The organism is Alsobacter ponti, assembly GCF_024294805.1.
Taxonomy (GTDB): Bacteria; Pseudomonadota; Alphaproteobacteria; order Rhizobiales; family Beijerinckiaceae; genus Alsobacter; species Alsobacter ponti.
Genome location: NZ_JANCLU010000021.1, coordinates 26,409 through 42,361 on the forward strand (window position 1 = coordinate 26,409; position 15,953 = coordinate 42,361).

Below are 15,953 nucleotides of genomic sequence, written 5' to 3' on the forward strand. Positions count from 1 at the left end.
TCGCCCGCCCAGGCGTCCAGAGCAGCACGGGATCGGTAAAGATTTCATGATCGGCGCAATCTTTCCTTGAGGCGGGCGGGTCGGGCCCGCTTCGCGCGCGGCTCTTCACCGGCGTGTCGCCCATTCGTGATCCGGATTCCGGCCGGAGCGCCATCCCGGCCCACGAACCGGTTTCCCCTTCGCCGGGCGATGCTCTAGAACCGCGCCATGAGCGACGTTTCCCTGACCGCCGCGGTGCTCGCGGGCATTTTGAGCTTCCTGAGCCCGTGCGTGCTGCCCCTGGTGCCGCCCTATCTGTGCTTCCTCGCGGGCACGACCATCGAGGAGTTCGTCGAGGGCGGCGAGCGGCGGGCGCGGCGGGACATCCTGCTCGTCGCCGTGCTGTTCGTGCTCGGCTTTTCGACCGTCTTCGTGCTGCTGGGCGCCACCGCGTCGGTGCTGGGCCAGACGATCCGGCAATATCTCGACACGCTGTCCCTGCTCGCCGGCATCACCATCATCGTGATGGGACTGCACTTCCTGGGCGTGTTCCGGGTCCGCATGTTCTATCGCGAGGCGCGGCTGCGGGTCGAAAAGCCGGTCGGCCTGTGGGGGGCCTACGTCATGGGGCTCGCCTTCGCCTTTGGCTGGACGCCGTGCATCGGCCCGATCCTGGCGGCGATCCTGGCGGTGGCGGGCTCGGAGGACACGGTTGCGCGCGGCGCGACGCTGCTGGCCGCCTATTCGGCCGGGCTCGGCATCCCCTTCCTGGGCGCGGCGCTGGCGCTGGAGCCGTTCACCGGGTTCATGCGGCGCTTCCGCAAGAGAATGGGCTATGTCGAGAAGGCCATGGGCGCGCTGCTCGTCGCCACCGGGGTGGCCTTCCTCACCGGCTCGTTCACGCAGCTGTCGTTCTGGCTGCTCGAGACGTTCCCGATCCTGGGCCGCCTGGGCTGAGGACGGAGCCTCGGGCTCAGCGCGGCGATCCGGTGATGACCGGGTCCACGCCGGTGTTGCGGGCCGACTGTAGCGCGCCGTTGCGGAACGTGACCTGCAGCCGCTTGTCGCCATCCTCGAACCAGTAGACCTCGGTCTTGCCGCCGAGCATCTCGAACGACGAAATGCGCTTGCCTTGGCATCCCGTGGCGCGGACGAAGGCGTCGTACTTCGCGCCCTTGCCGGCCGCGGCCACGGCCTTGTCGCTCAGCGTGCAGCCGGCCTGCGCGGCGGCCGGCGACAAGGGGAGGACAAAAGCGGCGAGCACGAAGGCGGCGAGGACGAAGGCTGGCATGACCGAGGCTGTCAGCCGGTGTGGCGTGTCGCTGAGATGCCGCGCGGTGACCATGGCTCCTCCGGTGTCCGGGGGCAGTGTTCACGATGCATCAAGGTTAAGCACGCGCGGCCGGGCGCGCCAGAAACTCAGGGTTGAGCTGTCCGGATGGTTAACGGAACGTCTGTCGCGGTGAAGCCCGGGGCGGACAAGGGCGCGGCCGTCGCGGGATCAGGCGACTTCGCGTCCGCGCCGGCCGGTGCGCGCCCGGCCCGCCGACTGTTTGCTTCGGGTGATCGGGCCCAAGGTCGCCTCCACGGCCTCAAAGGTCGGGCGGGGCAGGGACGCGCCGGCGTCGATCGCCTTGCGCATGGCGGCGATGTGGGCGGGCGAGGTTCCGCAGCAGCCGCCGATGATGCGCGCTCCGGCCGCCCGTGCGAGGCAGGCATAGTGCCCCATCAGCTCCGGCGTGCCGCCGTAGTGGACGCTGTCGCCGACCCACTGCGGAATGCCGCAATTGCCCTTGGCGACGAGGACGTCGCCGGGCGCCGCCTCGCTCATCGACAGCACCGAGGCGACGAGGTCGCCGGGGCCGATGCCGCAATTGGCGCCGTAGGCGACGGGCTTGACGACCAGCCGCTCGACCAGCTCGGTGAGGCCTTCGGGCGTCAGGCCCATCATGGTGCGGCCGGCCGTGTCGAAGCTGGCGGTGAAGACGTAGGGTAGCCCGGCGGCGATGGCCCCGCGCGCGGCGGCCTCGAGCTCCTCCGGGGCCGACATGGTCTCGATCCAGGCGACGTCCGCGCCGCCCTCCTTCAGCCCGCGCGCCTGCTCGGCGAAGGCCTCGATGGCGGCGTCCATGGTCAGCGCGCCGAGCGGGGTGAAGAGCTCGCCGGTCGGGCCCATCGAGCCAGCCGTGACGACCGGACGGCCGGCGGCGTCGGCCACCTTGCGCGCCAGCGACGCGGCGAGGCGGTTCAGCTCGTGCGTGCGATCCTGCAGGCCATGCAGCTTGAGCCGGTAGCGGTTCGCGCCGAAGCTGTTGGTGAGGATGATATCGGCGCCGGCCTCGACGAAGCGGCGGTGCAGTTCCGCCACCTTCTCCGGATGCTCGGTCAGCCACGCTTCGGGCGCTTCGCCGGAGGCGAGGCCCATGTCGAAGTAGTTGGTGCCGGTCGCGCCATCGGCGAGAAGGACGCGGCGTTCCGCGAGAAGGCGGGAGAGCAGGTCCGACACGGGGTAATCTCCTTCGCGCGCCGCTGCGTCGGCGCGGGCCTCCATTAGCACCGTCGGCCCGTTTGTCAAAACGGACGATCGTCCAACATGCGGAACGCGTGGGCCGCGCGCAACGAAAAGGGCGCCCGCGAGGGGCGCCCTTCCCGGTTCGTGCCTGCGTCGGAGCTTATTGCTCGACGTAGGTGATCTTGCCGGCCGCGTCCTTCTTCCAGACATACATGGTGTAGTCCGGACGGGTGATGTCGCCCTTCTTGTCGAAGGAGATGTCGCCGATGACGGTCTTGAACGGCTTGCCCGAGTGCATGACCTCGGCCATCTTCTTGGGGTCGACCGACTTGGCCATCTCGGCGGCCTGCGCGAGGATCTGCACCGCGGCGTAGCTGTAGAGCGTGTACGCCTCCGGGTTAAACTTCTTCTCCTCGAACTTCTTCGTGATTTCCTTGGCCTCCGGGCGCTTGCGCGGGTCCGGCGGGAAGGTCATCAGCGTGCCCTCGACGCCGGGGCCGCCGATCGTCGCGAACTCGTCGGAGGTGATGCCGTCGCCGGACATCAGCACGGCCTTGACGCCCTGGTCGCGCATCTGGCGCACGATCAGGCCGCCTTCGGTGTGCAGGCCGCCCCAGTAGACGACCTCGGCGCCGGAGGACTTGATCTTCGACACCAGGGCCGAATAGTCCTTCTCGCCGGTGTTCACGCCTTCGTACAGGACTTCCTTCACGCCCTTGGCGTTCATCGCCTTCTTGGTCTCGTCGGCGAGGCCCTGGCCGTAGGTCGTCTTGTCGTGGACGACGGCGACCTTCTTGCCCTTCAGGTGCTTGACGATGTAGTCGGCGGCCACCGCGCCCTGCTGGTCGTCACGACCGCAGGTACGGAACACGTTCCACATGCCCTTCTCGGTGATCTTCGGGTTGGTGGCCGAAGGGGTCACCATGATCATCCCGTTCTCCTGGTAGACGTCGGAGGCGGGGTTGGTGACGCCGGAGTTGAAGTGGCCGACCACCCACTTGACGCCGTCGCCGACGAACTTGTTCGCCACCGAGACGCCCTGCTTGGGATCGGAGACGTCGTCGCCGACGCTCACCGAGATCTTCTGGCCCATCACGCCGCCCTTGGCGTTGATGTCCTCGACGGCCTGTTCGACGCCGTTCTTGAGCTGCGCGCCGAACGCGGCGTTCGGCCCGGTGATCGGGCCGGCGACGCCGAGCTTGATCTGGGCGTTGGCGACGCCAGACAGCGCGAGCACCGCGCCGAGCGCGATTCCGGTCATCAGCAGTTTTTTCATGCGGTTCCCCTCTTCAAATAGATCCCGATCGGGACCCGGCCTAGCCGAGCGATCCGGTCAAGGGCGGATGATTGCGCCTTTTGAAACCGGTGTCACTCGAAAAGCTTTTTGTTTTCCAACCCGTTTCAGGCGTTTCCAGAGCGCTCGCGCCAGGAGAACGGGCCGGTGCGTTCGTAGAGCCAGCGGTACTGGGTCGCCATCTGCGCCGCCCGCCGGTGCTGGAAGCCGGCGAAGCCCAGCGCGAGCAGGATGACGGTGTCGACCGTGTAGTATTGCGCCGTGAAGAGCTGGCCGCCCATCAGGGCGAAGTGCAGGAAGCGCACCGCGCAGCCGAGCACCAGCATGTAGGGCACGACCTGCCAGGCCGGCCGCCACGTCTGGGCGATGGAGCGCCCCGTCTGCCACGCCGCCGCCCCGCCCAGGATCACGGAGATCACCAGGAACGGCAGGATCCAGTCTTCCTCGTAGAGAATGCCATGCATCGTCGCCGTCCCGATCAGTGATGTCCGCCTTCGAGGTAGGCCGCCCGCACCTGCGGATCGGCCAGCAGCTCGCGGCCCGTGCCCTGCATGGTGATGACGCCGTTGACCATGACGTAGCCGCGATGGGCGAGCTTCAGCGCATGGTAGGCGTTCTGCTCCACGAGGAAGACCGTCAGTCCCTCCTCGCGGTTCAGCATGCGGATGGCGTCGAAGATCTGGCGCACGATCAACGGCGCCAGACCGAGCGAGGGCTCGTCCAGCAGCAGCAGGCGGGGGCGCGCCATCAGTGCGCGGGCGATGGCGAGCATCTGCTGTTCGCCGCCCGAGAGCGTGCCGCCGCGCTGCGAGATGCGCTCCTTCAGCCGCGGAAACAGAGCGAACATGCGCTCCAGGTCCTGCTCGAAATGCGCGAAGTTGTTGATCGACGCGCCCATCTGCAGGTTTTCGTAGACGGTCATGCGCGGGAACACGCGCCGACCCTCCGGCGACTGCGCGATGCGCAGGCGGGCGATCTCGTGCGTCGGCATCTGCGTGATGTCGCGCCCGTCGAAGCTGATCGACCCCTCGCGCGCCCGAGGGCTGCCGAAGATGGTCATCATCAGCGTCGACTTGCCGGCGCCGTTGGCGCCGATCATGGTGACGATCTCGCCCTGGCGCACGTCGAGGTCGACGCCCTTCAGCGCGATGATGTTGCCGTAATAGGTCTTCACGCCGCGCACGGCGAGCAGGGACGGGCCCTGGGCGGTTGCGACGGGCGCGGCGGTCTCGGTCAACGTGCTCATGCCTTGTGCTCCGCCTCGACCTGCTCGGCCACCACCTCGACCTCGGCCTCGACCTCCTCGACCTCCTCGTCCTCGACGCCGAGATAGGCGGCGATCACGCGCGGATCGTTGCGCACCTCCTCGGGAGTGCCGTCGGCGATCTTGGTGCCGTAGTCGAGCACCACGACGTGGTCGGAGATCTCCATAACCACCGACATGTCGTGCTCGATCAGCAGGATGGCCGTGCCGTGGTCCTTGCGGATGGAGCGCAGCAGCGTGTTCAGCTCCAGGCTCTCGCGCGGGTTGAGGCCGGCGGCGGGCTCGTCGAGGCACAGCAGCACGGGGTCCGTGCACATGGCGCGGGCGATCTCCAGCCGGCGCTGCGCGCCGTAGGGCAGGTCGCCGGCGGCGTCGTCGGCGCGCTCCACCAGCCCGGTCTTCTCGAGCCAGTACTCGGCCTTCTCGATCGACTTGCGCGAGCTCTCCCGATAGCCCTTGGTGCCGAGCACGCCGAGGAAGGTCATGCCGGAGGCGATCATCAGCGGGTTGTGCTGGGCGACGAGCAGGTTCTCCAGCACCGTCATGCCCTGGAAGAGCCGGATGTTCTGGAACGTGCGGGCCACCTTGGCGCGCCAGTTGATCCGGAAGTCCGGCAGGCGCTCCAGCAGGTAGGACGAGCCGTCCGGGTGGGTGAGTGTGATCATCCCCTCGGTCGGCTTGTAGAAGCCGGTGATGCAGTTGAACACCGTCGTCTTGCCGGCCCCGTTCGGGCCGATCAGGGCGGTGATGTCGCCGGCGCGGGCCTCGAAGCTGAGGTCGTTGATGGCGACGAGGCCGCCGAAGCGCATGGTCAGGTGGTCGACCTGCAGCAGCGGGGCGGCGGTCCGGGTCTGGAGGGAGGCGCTCATCAGCCGTGGCCCTCCTTCACGAGAGATGACGACACGGCTTTGGATTCCTTGAGGAAGGCGGTCGGCTCGCGGGTCGAGACCAGGCCGCGGGGCTTCCACAGCATGATCAGCACCATGGAGAGGCCGAACAGGAGAGTGCGGTACTGCGTCGGGTCGAAGGACTCGCCGAACACCTGCTTGAGGAAGTCCAGCTCGCGCAGGATCTCGAAGCCGCCGACCAGCGCGATCGAGGCGATCACCACGCCGAGCAGGCTGCCGGTGCCGCCGAGCACGACGATGGCCAGCACCTGCGCCGACTCCAGGAAGGTGAAGCTCTCCGGGCTGATGAAGCCCTGGCGCGCCGCGAAGAAGCAGCCCGCGAAGCCGCCGAACATCGCGCCCAGCGCGAAGGCGGTCAGCTTCGTGTTGGTGGTGTTGATGCCGAGCGAACGGCAGGCGATCTCGTCCTCGCGCAGCGCCTCCCAGGCGCGGCCGACGGGCAGCCGCCGCAGCCTCACCGTGACGAACGCCGTCAGCAAAGCGAGGCAGAGGATCACGTAGTAGAGGAAGATGGTGCGGTAGATCGGGCTGAATTCCAGCCCGAAAAGCGCGGCGAAACCCTCGTCGGAGGCGTTGAAGGGCACGCCGAAGAAGCTGGGCCGCGGGATCGACGAGATGCCGGCATAGCCGTTCGAGAAGTCGACCCAGTTGATCAGCACCAGGCGGATGATCTCGCCGAAGGCCAGCGTCACGATGGCGAGGTAGTCGCCGCGCAGTCGCAGCACCGGGAAGCCGAGCAGGATGCCCCAAAGCGCCGCCAGCAGTCCCGAGATCGGCAGGCAGATCCAGAAGGCCCACACGCCGAGCCCAGGGAAGGTGGCCGGGATCACCTGCGTCGAGATCAGCGCGTAGGCATAGGCGCCCACCGCGTAGAAGGCGACGTAGCCGAGGTCCAGCAGGCCGGCGAGGCCGACCACGATGTTCAGGCCCCAGCCGAGCATGATGTAGATGAGGATCTGGATGCCGAAATTGTCGATCCACTTGATCGACCCGCCCTGGCCGACGGCGGCGAGCGCCAGCAGCGGATATGCGGCGAGCAGCCCCAGCGCGAAGGGCGCGACGTAGGGTTTGGCGGGCGCGAACCACGCGAACCGCTCCGCGGCGGTGCGCGTCGAGGGCGGCGTGGTGGCGGCGCGACGCTCCCAGACGAGGCCCAGCGCCACCAGGGCGACGCCGATGGCGAACACGGAAGCGGCAAAGGTGTCGAACGCGGCGCCCGCGGCGCGGGCCAGCCCGCCCAGCAGCACCAGCGAGCCGAACACCGTGAGCGTCTTGGCGAGCGCGCTGCGGAAGAGGATCTGCACGAAGCGCGCGATGAACACCGCGATGCAGGCGATGAGCGCCCACGACCAGCGGCTCGTCAGGATCAGCTCGTTGGACATGTTCTGCTCGGTCCTGAGAGCCAGGATCGGGAAGGACAGTCCGAGCATCACGAGCGCGGCGAAGCCGGCCTCGCGGGCGGCCTTGGGGATTTGCGACTCGGCCGCGCGGGCGGCCGGCAGGGAGGTCTGGGCGGCGATGGTCATCTGCTCAGACCTTCTCGACTTCGGGCCGGCCCAGGATGCCGGTGGGCAGGAAGATGAGGGTGATCGCGAGGATGGAGAAGGCCGCGACGTCCTTGTAGTCGATGGTGAAGTAGGCCGACCACATCGTTTCGATGAGGCCGATCAGCAGGCCTCCGAGCACCGCGCCGGGCAGCGAGCCGATGCCTCCGAGCACGGCCGCCGTGAACGCTTTGACGCCGGGCACGAAGCCGTCGCTGAAGCTCACCACGCCGTAGTACATGAGGTACATGACGCCGGCGACGGCGGCGAGCGCGGCGCCGATGACGAAGGTGATCGAGATCGTGCGGTCGACGTCGATGCCCAGCAGGGCGGCCATCTTGCGGTCCTGTTCGCAGGCGCGCTGGGCGCGGCCGAGCGGCGTCTTCTGCACCAGCCACCAGAACGCAATCAGCAGCGCGACGGTTACGACGACGATGACGATCTGCTTGTAGGCGAGAACGACGGTGGTCGATTCACTGCCCATCAGCACGAAATTGCCCTGGATCATCGGCGGCAGCGGCTTGTTGCGCGGGCCCTGCAGCACCTGCACGAGGTTGGCCAGGAAGATCGACATGCCGATCGCGGAAATCAACGGGGCGAGCCGGAAGGAGCCGCGCAAGGGCCGGTAGGCGACGCGCTCGATCGTCCAGTTCCACAGCCCGGTGAGGATCATCCCGATCAGCAGCACCAGAAGCAGGGAGGGGATCACCGCCAGCCCCAGCCAGGCCGTCAGGATCATGAAACACATCAGGGCGATGAAGCCGCCCACCATGAACACGTCGCCATGGGCGAAATTGACCATTCCGATGATGCCGAAGACCATCGTGTAGCCGATCGCGATGAGGCCGTAGATCGACCCCAGCGTCAGCCCGTTGATGAGCTGCTGGAGAAATACTTCCATGTGCTCTGCCACTCCCCTCTGTGACGATGCGCCCGGCCGTGGCGGATTTTCCGTTCTTCCGGCCGCCGGGCGCGAGGCCCTTAGCAAGCCGCGTGCCCAGCACTGGGTACATTGTCTCGCAGTCTTACCAAGCCGCCCGGAACCTCACAACTTTCCGCCATGTGATTTTCATCAAAAAGCGGAACTTGCGAAAAAAGCGCCCCTCTTCGGTGGATTCCGCCACGAGACCCCCTCCCGGACCGCCGCTTTCGTGGTTTCGACGGCTCCCGGCGAGCCCCGATGAGCACGCAATGCAGCCATCCGGCGCCGTCAGGCCTGGTCGCGAACCTGAAAACCGTGCGCGAGCGGGTCGCGGTCGTCGATGAAAATCGTGTTGTAGCCCGTCATCCGCGCCCAGCCCTCGATCGAGGGAATGATGGCGTCGCGGTCGCCGACGCGCGCCGCGCGCTCGACCCGGCCCTTGAACATCGTGCCGATGATGCTCTCGTGGACGAAGTCGTCGCCCGGCTTCAGGCGGCCCAGCGCCGCCCACTGCGCCATGCGCGCCGAGGTGCCGGTGCCGCAGGGCGAGCGGTCGATGGCCTTGTCTCCATAGAACACGGCGTTGCGGGCGTGGGCCTCCTCGCGGGTCGGCGTGCCCGTCCACAGCACGTGGGAGAGGCCGTTGATGGCCGGGTTCTCCGGGTGGACGAAGTCATAGGCCTTGCGGAAGGCGGCGCGCACCCGCGGGCTCCAGCGCAATATGTCGGAGGGCTGCACGTGCTCCAGCCCGGGAAAGTTCTTCTGCGGCTCGACAATGGCGTAGAAATTGCCGCCATAGGCGACGTCCACCACCAGTTCGCCCAGACCCTCGACGTCGGCCGCGATCTGGCGCGAGTGCAGGAACGAGGCGACGTTGGTGATGCGCACGCTGTCGACGTAGTCGCCGTTCTTCTGGTAGCGCGCCTCGACGACGCCGGCCGGCGTGTCGATGCGCAGAAGCCCCGGCTCGCGCGGCGTCACCAGCCCGCGCTCAAGCGCCATGGTGACGGTGCCGATGGTGCCGTGGCCGCACATCGGCAGGCAGCCGGACGTCTCGATGAACAGGAAGGCGATGTCGCAATCCGGCCGCGTCGGCGGGTAGAGGATCGCGCCGGACATCATGTCGTGGCCGCGCGGCTCGAAGCACAGGCCGGTGCGGATCCAGTCGTATTCGGCCAGGAAGTGGGCGCGCTTCTCCACCATGTCGGCCCCGCGCAGGGGCGGTCCGCCGCCGGCGACGAGGCGGACCGGGTTGCCGCAGGTGTGGCCGTCGACGCAGAAAAACGTGTGTGTCGCCATCTCGATGTCCGTCAGGGCTGCGGTTCCGACGCAGGTCGGACCCGTGTCAGTGGAATCTGTGCGGGCTGAACCGGGCGAGGTCAATCGGCGGCTCGCGCCCGGCCGCCAGCGCCGCCACGATGCGGGCCGTCGCGGCGGACTGGGTCAGGCCGTAATGGCCGTGGCCGAAGGCGTACAGCACGTGCGGCGCGGCCCGCGAGCGCCCGATCACCGGCAGCGAGTCGGGGATGGACGGGCGGAAGCCCATCCACGGCGTGCCGGCGTCATAGGCCGGCAAGCCGCGCAGGAAGCGCGACGCCTTGGCGTGCAGCGCGCGGCTGCGGGCGTGGTTGGGCGGCAGCTCCAGCCCGGCGAGTTCCACCGCGCCGCCGATGCGCAGCCCGGTGTCGAGCGGCGTCGCCACGAAGCCGTGCCCCTGGAAGGCGACCGGCCGGCTCAGCACGCCGGTGACGCCCGGGAAGCTGACATTATACCCGCGCTCGGTATCGAGCGGGATGGCGTCGCCGAGCCGGGCGGCGAGGGGCTTCGACCACGCGCCCGCGCACAGCACGGCGGCGTCGGCCTCGAACGCGGCGCCGTCCGCCGCGACTGCCCGACACGGCGGTCCGGGCTCGATGGCGACGATGTCCGCTCGCGCGAACGCGACGCCGCGCGCCAGCGCCGCGTCGAACAGCGCCTGGGTGACGACGAGCGGGTCGGCGACGTGGGCGGCGTCCGGGAAGAACGCGCCGGCGACGATGCGCTCGGACAGGCCGGGCTCCAGCGCGCGCAGGTCCGCCGCGCCGAGGAAGTCGCAGGCGATGCCGAGCGCGCGCTGCTTCTCGAAATGCGGCTTGCCGAGCGCGAAGGCTTGCTCGCCGTCGAACACGAACAGCGCGCCGCGCTTGTGAATCAGGCGCGACAGGTCGAGCTCGGACGCGAGCCGGTCCCACGCCGGCATGGCGAGGCGCTGCAGCGCCACCAGCGCCTCGACCGAACGGGCGAGCTGGGAGGGCCGCGAGGCCAGGACCAGCCGCGTCAGCCAGGGCATCAGGCGGGGCAGGTAGCTCGGCCGGATCGACAGCGGGCCGAGCGGGTCCAGCAGGAATTTGGGCACCTGCCGGAGCATCTTGGGGGAGGCGATGGGGTCGATGTCGGTGTGGGCGAGCCACCCGGCATTGCCGCGCGACGCCCCGGCGGCGGGGCCCTCGCGGTCGACGACGGTGACCGCGTGGCCCTCGTCGACGAGCGCGTGGGCGACGGCGAGGCCGACGACGCCGGCCCCGACCACCACGATCTTCATGGCGAGCCCTATTCGGCCGCGGCGCGCAGGGCGGGCAGTTGCGGGCGGCTCGCCATCGCCTTGGCCACGATGGCCTCGACGGCGGCGCGCTCGGCGCCGGCCAGCGGCAGGCGCGGCGCGCGGCAGCGGTCGTTCGAGCCCGCGGCCAGGGCCTCGACGAGCTTGATGTTCTGGACGAGCCGGGCGGAGACGTCGAGGTCGAGCAGCGGCTGGAACCAGCGGTAGATGGCCAGCGCCTCGGCGACGCGGCCCTGCTTCATCAGCTCGTAAATGGCGACCGTCTCGGCCGGGAAGGCGCAGACGAGGCCGGCGACCCAGCCCACCGCGCCGACGGCGAGGCTCTCCAGCGCGAGGTTGTCGACGCCGGTGAAGACCTGGAAGCGGTCGCCGACCGCGTTGAAGATCTTCGTGACCCGGCGCACGTCGTCGGAGGATTCCTTGATCGCCACGAACAGCGGGTCGGCCGCGAGTTCGCCCAGCATGGCGGGGGTGATGTCGACGCCGTAGCTGACCGGGTTGTTGTAGATCATCACCGGCAGGCCGCCGGCCTTCGCGACCGTGCGGTAGTGGGTCAGCGTCTCGCGCGCGTCGGACTTGTAGGGCACGCCGGGCAGCACCATGAAGCCCTGCGCGCCGGCCTTGGCGCCGTCCTCGGCGAGCTTGCAGGCGCGACGGGTCGAGCCCTCGACCACGGTGAGAAGCACCGGCTTGCGGCCCTTGGCGACGCGCAGCGCGGTGCGCAGCACCTCGATCTTCTCCTCGGGCTCGAGGGTGGAGGCCTCGCCGAGCGAGCCGCAGACGATGAGCCCGTGCACGCCGGCGTCGAGCTGCAGCGCGAAGCTGCGCTCCATCTCGGCGATGTCGAGGCGGTCGTCCTCGGTGAACTTGGTCGTGACGGCGGGGAAAATGCCGGTCCAGGGCGTGCTCATCGTGTCGGTCTCCCGGTTCGCAGAGAACTTGCGCCATGGCGGGCGGCGACGAAAGCCCCGCTTGCGGCGTTGTTGATATACCTGTGATATATTACAATCGAAGCGCCGTCAATGGCCTGCCTCGCGGCATCGGGGCCGGGGGCGCGAGGCCGGGACGGACCGGCTGAAAGGCGAGTCGCGCCAGTCACCTCGGCGTGCTTTCCTGAGACGAAGATTCAACGGGGGCGGGCGTGAACGACACGGCGAAGGCGGCGGAGACGGGCGGCAAGGGCGGGGAGAGGCAGGCGGAGACGCAGGCCGAGCGCGCCTTCCGCCTGCTCGAGGACGCGCTGGTGCGCCTCGACCTGCCGCCCGGCGCGCGGGTGACGGAGCAGGAGCTGGCGCTGCGCGCTGGCATGGGCCGCACGCCGGTGCGCGAGGCGGTGCAGCGCCTCGTTGCCGACGGGCTGATCGTCGTCTATCCCCGCAAGGGCATGACGGTGGGGGCGATCAACCCGCTGGAGGTTCTGATGGCGCTCGACGTGCGCGGCCCGGTGGAGCGCGTCGTCGCGATGGCGGCCGCCCGCCGCGCCACGCCGGCCCAGCGCGCCGCGCTGGCCGAGACGGGCGAGGCGATGCGCGCCGCCGCCGCCAAGGGCGACATGGCCCTCTACATGCGCTGCGACAAGGCGTTCGACGAGACGCTGGCGGCCAGCGCCGCCAACCCGTTCGCGACCCGCGCGCTCGCGCCGCTGCAAACCATGGTGCGCCGCGCCTGGTACTATTTCCGCCGCGAGCCGGACCTCGGCGCCTCGGCGGAGCGCCACGCCGCCGTCGCCTCGGCGGTGGCGGCCGGCGACCCGGAGGCCGCCGGCGACGCGTCGGACGCGCTCATCGCTCACCTGCGCGCCGGGCTGAAGCAGGCCCTGGCCGAATTGTGACGCCGGCTCAGGCCGGCGTCACCGCGCCGTCCGGTCCCACCCGCACCCGCGCCGGCAAGGCGCGCTGGGCCTCGAGCGGCATGCGCAGCGCCGGCGGCGTCGCCCAGCCCATCTCGCGCGCCACCACCAGCCCGAGCAGCAGGATGGCGTCCGGCTCGGTCATCAGGATCGCCGCCGGCGCCTTGCCGGCGTGCACCAGCTCCAGCAGCACGGCGGAGGCCGAGGACGAGCCGATCGTCCCCGGCAGCGCCAGCACGCGGCCCGCCACGCATTCCCCGCGCTGGGGGTGACGCGCGTCGATGATGTTTCCGGTGCGCGGGTCGACCCCGCCCCAGAAGCTGATCGGATGGGTGAGGGCGAGCACGTCGCCTTCGCCCGCGCCCGGCAGCAGGATTTCGGCGCGCTGGCCGTCGTTCACGCCCATGCGGCGTCCTCCCGGATCAGGCGGCCGGCGACGGCGCTTTCCACGCAGTCGGCGAGCGAGCCGTATTGCACCGCGTAGCCGGTGTTGCCGGGCGCGTAGTGGGCGAACTTGCCGGAGTTCGTCATCAGAACCGCGCCATTGCCGATGTCGGGCAGGATCGGCGTCACCACCACGCAGGTGTCGGCGACGATCGTCACGCCCTGCGCCTCCAGCGCGGCCCGCCGCCCCGACGCCTCGAGGGCGCGGACGACATGGCGGCCGGTGCAGGCGTAGAGCGGGCGCGTCGTGCGCCGTCCCGCGAGCAGGCGCTCCAGCGCGTCCATCTCGTCGAGCGACAGATGCGGGCTGCCGACGGCGATGGCGTCGACGCGGTCGCCCACCGCCGTGGAGAGCCGCGCCAGCGCGCCGCGCAGCGTCGCCCCGTCGAGCACGATCCGCTCGGCCCTCGCCAGCGCCTCCTTCCCGCCGCAGGCGGTCGCCGCGTCGGGCGCCTCGGGCGTCACGCCGGCGACGTGGAACAAGGCGACGCCGCCGGCCGAGGCCGCCGCCGCGCCGAGCGCCTTCAGCCTGTCCTCGCTGGCGAAGCCTTGCAGGCCCTCGATGACGCCGATGGCGGAGCCCAGCGTCAGCCCGTACCACGTGCCCAGCACGGGGTAGAGCGTCTCGGACGCCCGCAGCGCGGCCGACAGGCCGGACACATCGACGACCACGGTGGCGCGGCGGTTCTCCGGCCGGTGCAGGCCGTAGTCCGGCGCGCGGGCCGACACCGCGCAGGCGATGTCGAGGAAGTCGCCGTAGCGGTTGGTGCGCGCGCCCAGCACGGAGTTGCAGAAGGCGACGGCGTTCGATTCGCCCCAGGCGACGTCGGTTCCCACGGCGGGGCGGTGCCCGGCCTGGTAGGGCGCGCAGGTCCAGGTGGGCGCGCAGCCCATGGCCTCGTAGGCGCGCATCATGCGCCGGGCCATGTCGCGCTGGTGCGGCGGCAGGTTCACCCGCGAGCAGCCCGTGAGGTCGAGCGCGCCGACGTTCAGCGTCGACGGCACGGCCGTGCGCGCGCCGCCCGCCGTCAGCGCCTCGGCGAACAGCGTGCCCGAATCGCCGTGGTAGAGCGCGCCGTCGATATGGGCCGAGGCGATGGGGATGAGGCGCGGCGCGCCCATCAGGCGGGCGGCTTCGGCGACGATGCGCATCGCCATGCCGGCCCCTTCGCCGCGCCCGCCCGCGGCGGTCTCTCGTTCGTCGTCCGTCAGTATCGACATGTGGTTCGGCGTCCCCCTTGAAAAATGCATTTGACCCGGACGGACCGCGCGATTGCGGGAACCGGGCTAACATGGTCTGATCCGCCCCCATCCTTCCCGCGCGGGTTCCGCGCCGCAAGCCCCGTGGGGCGACGGCCCGAATTCGCGCCTCCAATCAGGAGCTTCCCGCATGGCCATGACCATGAATGGCGACTTCGTCCTGCCCGCCGACAAGGCGACGGTGTGGGCGAAGCTCAACGATCCCGACGTGCTGCGGGTCTGCATCCCTGGCTGCCAGAGCCTGGAGAAGACCAGCGACACCTCATTCCAGGCCACTGCGAAGGTCAAGGTCGGACCGGTCGGCGCCACATTCAAGGGCAAGGTGAACCTGACCGACATCGACGCGCCGAACGGCTACCGCATTAGCGGCGAGGGGGAGGGCGGCGTCGCCGGCTTCGCCAAGGGCGGCGCGGTGGTGAAGCTCGAGGAGGTCGAGGGCGGCACCAAGCTCACCTACGACGTGGAGGCGCAGATCGGCGGCAAGCTCGCCCAGCTCGGCGGCCGCCTCGTCAACGGCGTCGCCAAGAAGATGGCGGACGAGTTCTTCGCCAATTTCGCCAAGGCGGTGAGCCCGGCGCAAGCTTGAGCCTGGCCTTTCGCGAACGGGCGAGCCTCGACGCGAAAAGTGGTGAAAATCCGGCGATTCCGGCGGGATTCTCGCACCTTCAAGGCGCTTGACCCGCGTTTCGGGGCGTATCACACTTAAAACTCATTGGTCGCAACGCGCCCCCGACGCGCGTCGGTCCCAAGAGACATTTCGGTTCATCGCGCTACTCGGCGCGCCAAGAAAGGGCGTCCGGCATGGACGCCGATCCAAGTGGAGGATGTGGCATGGCCTCGGTTTCAATGACGGTGAATGGCAAGTCCGTCACCGGCAACGTCGATCCGCGGACGTTGCTCGTGCAGTTCCTGCGCGAGAACCTGCGGCTGACGGGCACCCATGTCGGCTGCGACACCAGCCAGTGCGGCGCGTGCGTCGTGCATGTCGACGGCCGGGCCGTGAAGAGCTGCACGACGCTGGCGGTGAGCTGCGACGGCGCGCACGTCACGACCATCGAGGGGCTGGCCAACGGGACCGAGCTGCACCCGATGCAGGCCGCCTTCCGCGAGCATCACGGCCTGCAGTGCGGCTTCTGCACCCCGGGCATGATCATGACCGCGGTGGACATGGTGAACCGCAAGGGCTCCAACCTCGACGAGCACACCATCCGCGAGGAGCTCGAGGGCAATATCTGCCGCTGCACGGGCTACCACAACATCGTCAAGGCCGTCGCGGCCGGCGCGCAGGCCATGGCCTCGACCGGGCAGAAGGTCGCCGCCGAGTAGGGCCGGGGGCCGCATCGCGCGGCGCGGCGGCGCTCCGCCGCGCGCCCGCGCC

General features: G+C 69.6%; 17 protein-coding genes. 4 read left to right on the forward strand and 13 right to left on the reverse strand.

Annotation, left to right across the window (positions count from 1 at the left end; genetic code table 11):
• Positions 1 to 207 precede the first annotated feature (207 nt).
• A complete protein-coding gene (locus tag NK718_RS18035) occupies positions 208 to 936 on the forward strand; it encodes a cytochrome c biogenesis CcdA family protein (protein ID WP_254745153.1) in 729 nt (242 codons plus the stop codon).
• A 16-nt stretch (positions 937 to 952) separates the two neighbouring features.
• Here the strand turns inward: NK718_RS18035 and NK718_RS18040 are convergent, their stop codons facing one another.
• From NK718_RS18040 to NK718_RS18090, 11 genes are all read right to left on the reverse strand, one after another.
• Positions 953 to 1,324 carry a hypothetical protein gene (locus NK718_RS18040; RefSeq protein ID WP_254745155.1) on the reverse strand — a complete coding sequence of 124 codons (372 nt, stop codon included), beginning with the start codon at positions 1,322 to 1,324 and terminating at the stop codon, positions 953 to 955.
• Between the two features lie 156 nt (positions 1,325 to 1,480).
• Positions 1,481 to 2,530, reverse strand: coding sequence for a betaine--homocysteine S-methyltransferase (gene bmt, locus NK718_RS18045; protein WP_371877321.1), 1,050 nt, complete (start codon positions 2,528 to 2,530; stop codon positions 1,481 to 1,483).
• 121 nt (positions 2,531 to 2,651) lie between these two features.
• Entirely contained in the window at positions 2,652 to 3,767 is a 1,116-nt protein-coding gene (locus tag NK718_RS18050) for a branched-chain amino acid ABC transporter substrate-binding protein (protein ID WP_254745159.1), read from the reverse strand.
• 125 nt (positions 3,768 to 3,892) lie between these two features.
• Complete coding sequence (locus NK718_RS18055; protein WP_254745161.1) at positions 3,893 to 4,249, reverse strand: DUF6867 family protein; 357 nt, start codon at positions 4,247 to 4,249, stop codon at positions 3,893 to 3,895.
• Positions 4,250 to 4,263: 14 nt separating this feature from the next.
• Entirely contained in the window at positions 4,264 to 5,031 is a 768-nt protein-coding gene (locus tag NK718_RS18060; protein WP_254745163.1) for an ABC transporter ATP-binding protein, read from the reverse strand.
• Positions 5,028 to 5,918, reverse strand: coding sequence for an ABC transporter ATP-binding protein (locus NK718_RS18065; protein WP_254745165.1), 891 nt, complete (start codon positions 5,916 to 5,918; stop codon positions 5,028 to 5,030). Before NK718_RS18065 ends, NK718_RS18060 begins: the two co-directional genes overlap by 4 nt.
• Positions 5,918 to 7,483 carry a high-affinity branched-chain amino acid ABC transporter permease LivM gene (gene livM / locus NK718_RS18070; protein WP_254745167.1) on the reverse strand — a complete coding sequence of 522 codons (1,566 nt, stop codon included), beginning with the start codon at positions 7,481 to 7,483 and terminating at the stop codon, positions 5,918 to 5,920. Before livM ends, NK718_RS18065 begins: the two co-directional genes overlap by 1 nt.
• 4 nt (positions 7,484 to 7,487) lie before the next feature.
• Complete coding sequence (locus NK718_RS18075; protein ID WP_254745169.1) at positions 7,488 to 8,402, reverse strand: branched-chain amino acid ABC transporter permease; 915 nt, start codon at positions 8,400 to 8,402, stop codon at positions 7,488 to 7,490.
• Positions 8,403 to 8,711: 309 nt separating this feature from the next.
• Positions 8,712 to 9,722, reverse strand: coding sequence for a 4-hydroxyproline epimerase (locus NK718_RS18080; protein ID WP_254745171.1), 1,011 nt, complete (start codon positions 9,720 to 9,722; stop codon positions 8,712 to 8,714).
• A 46-nt stretch (positions 9,723 to 9,768) separates the two neighbouring features.
• A complete protein-coding gene (locus NK718_RS18085; protein WP_254745173.1) occupies positions 9,769 to 11,004 on the reverse strand; it encodes an NAD(P)/FAD-dependent oxidoreductase in 1,236 nt (411 codons plus the stop codon).
• Between the two features lie 8 nt (positions 11,005 to 11,012).
• On the reverse strand, positions 11,013 to 11,933 hold the full coding sequence (locus NK718_RS18090) for a dihydrodipicolinate synthase family protein (RefSeq protein ID WP_254745175.1): 921 nt from the start codon (positions 11,931 to 11,933) through the stop codon (positions 11,013 to 11,015).
• A gap of 230 nt (positions 11,934 to 12,163) precedes the next feature.
• On the opposite strand from NK718_RS18090, the gene NK718_RS22215 reads away from it, so the two are divergent.
• The gene (locus NK718_RS22215; protein WP_254745177.1) at positions 12,164 to 12,853 is read left to right on the forward strand and encodes a GntR family transcriptional regulator; all 690 of its coding nucleotides are present in this window, start codon (positions 12,164 to 12,166) and stop codon (positions 12,851 to 12,853) included.
• 7 nt (positions 12,854 to 12,860) lie between these two features.
• On the opposite strand, the gene NK718_RS18100 is transcribed toward NK718_RS22215, so the two are convergent.
• Together NK718_RS18100 and NK718_RS18105 are read right to left on the reverse strand one after the other, a co-directional pair.
• Positions 12,861 to 13,277, reverse strand: coding sequence for an aconitase X swivel domain-containing protein (locus NK718_RS18100; protein ID WP_254745179.1), 417 nt, complete (start codon positions 13,275 to 13,277; stop codon positions 12,861 to 12,863).
• Positions 13,268 to 14,536, reverse strand: a complete 1,269-nt coding sequence (locus tag NK718_RS18105; RefSeq protein WP_254745182.1) for an aconitase X — start codon at positions 14,534 to 14,536, stop codon at positions 13,268 to 13,270. The genes NK718_RS18100 and NK718_RS18105 overlap by 10 nt, the downstream gene beginning before the upstream one ends.
• A gap of 169 nt (positions 14,537 to 14,705) precedes the next feature.
• On the opposite strand from NK718_RS18105, the gene NK718_RS18110 reads away from it, so the two are divergent.
• Together NK718_RS18110 and NK718_RS18115 are read left to right on the forward strand one after the other, a co-directional pair.
• On the forward strand, positions 14,706 to 15,161 hold the full coding sequence (locus tag NK718_RS18110; RefSeq protein ID WP_254745184.1) for an SRPBCC family protein: 456 nt from the start codon (positions 14,706 to 14,708) through the stop codon (positions 15,159 to 15,161).
• Positions 15,162 to 15,406: 245 nt separating this feature from the next.
• Positions 15,407 to 15,901, forward strand: coding sequence for a (2Fe-2S)-binding protein (locus NK718_RS18115; protein WP_254745186.1), 495 nt, complete (start codon positions 15,407 to 15,409; stop codon positions 15,899 to 15,901).
• The last annotated feature ends 52 nt before the right edge of the window (positions 15,902 to 15,953 follow it).

What these genes read in the sequence shown, in the direction of transcription:
- NK718_RS18035 (WP_254745153.1), top strand. Translation starts at nt 208, where the DNA reads ATGAGCGACGTTTCCCTGACCGCCGCGGTGCTCGCGGGCATTTTGAGC.
- NK718_RS18040 (WP_254745155.1), bottom strand. Translation starts at nt 1,324, where the DNA reads ATGGTCACCGCGCGGCATCTCAGCGACACGCCACACCGGCTGACAGCC.
- bmt (WP_371877321.1), bottom strand. Translation starts at nt 2,530, where the DNA reads ATGGAGGCCCGCGCCGACGCAGCGGCGCGCGAAGGAGATTACCCCGTG.
- NK718_RS18050 (WP_254745159.1), bottom strand. Translation starts at nt 3,767, where the DNA reads ATGAAAAAACTGCTGATGACCGGAATCGCGCTCGGCGCGGTGCTCGCG.
- NK718_RS18055 (WP_254745161.1), bottom strand. Translation starts at nt 4,249, where the DNA reads ATGCATGGCATTCTCTACGAGGAAGACTGGATCCTGCCGTTCCTGGTG.
- NK718_RS18060 (WP_254745163.1), bottom strand. Translation starts at nt 5,031, where the DNA reads ATGAGCACGTTGACCGAGACCGCCGCGCCCGTCGCAACCGCCCAGGGC.
- NK718_RS18065 (WP_254745165.1), bottom strand. Translation starts at nt 5,918, where the DNA reads ATGAGCGCCTCCCTCCAGACCCGGACCGCCGCCCCGCTGCTGCAGGTC.
- livM (WP_254745167.1), bottom strand. Translation starts at nt 7,483, where the DNA reads ATGACCATCGCCGCCCAGACCTCCCTGCCGGCCGCCCGCGCGGCCGAG.
- NK718_RS18075 (WP_254745169.1), bottom strand. Translation starts at nt 8,402, where the DNA reads ATGGAAGTATTTCTCCAGCAGCTCATCAACGGGCTGACGCTGGGGTCG.
- NK718_RS18080 (WP_254745171.1), bottom strand. Translation starts at nt 9,722, where the DNA reads ATGGCGACACACACGTTTTTCTGCGTCGACGGCCACACCTGCGGCAAC.
- NK718_RS18085 (WP_254745173.1), bottom strand. Translation starts at nt 11,004, where the DNA reads ATGAAGATCGTGGTGGTCGGGGCCGGCGTCGTCGGCCTCGCCGTCGCC.
- NK718_RS18090 (WP_254745175.1), bottom strand. Translation starts at nt 11,933, where the DNA reads ATGAGCACGCCCTGGACCGGCATTTTCCCCGCCGTCACGACCAAGTTC.
- NK718_RS18100 (WP_254745179.1), bottom strand. Translation starts at nt 13,277, where the DNA reads ATGGGCGTGAACGACGGCCAGCGCGCCGAAATCCTGCTGCCGGGCGCG.
- NK718_RS18105 (WP_254745182.1), bottom strand. Translation starts at nt 14,536, where the DNA reads ATGTCGATACTGACGGACGACGAACGAGAGACCGCCGCGGGCGGGCGC.
- NK718_RS18110 (WP_254745184.1), top strand. Translation starts at nt 14,706, where the DNA reads ATGGCCATGACCATGAATGGCGACTTCGTCCTGCCCGCCGACAAGGCG.
- NK718_RS18115 (WP_254745186.1), top strand. Translation starts at nt 15,407, where the DNA reads ATGGCCTCGGTTTCAATGACGGTGAATGGCAAGTCCGTCACCGGCAAC.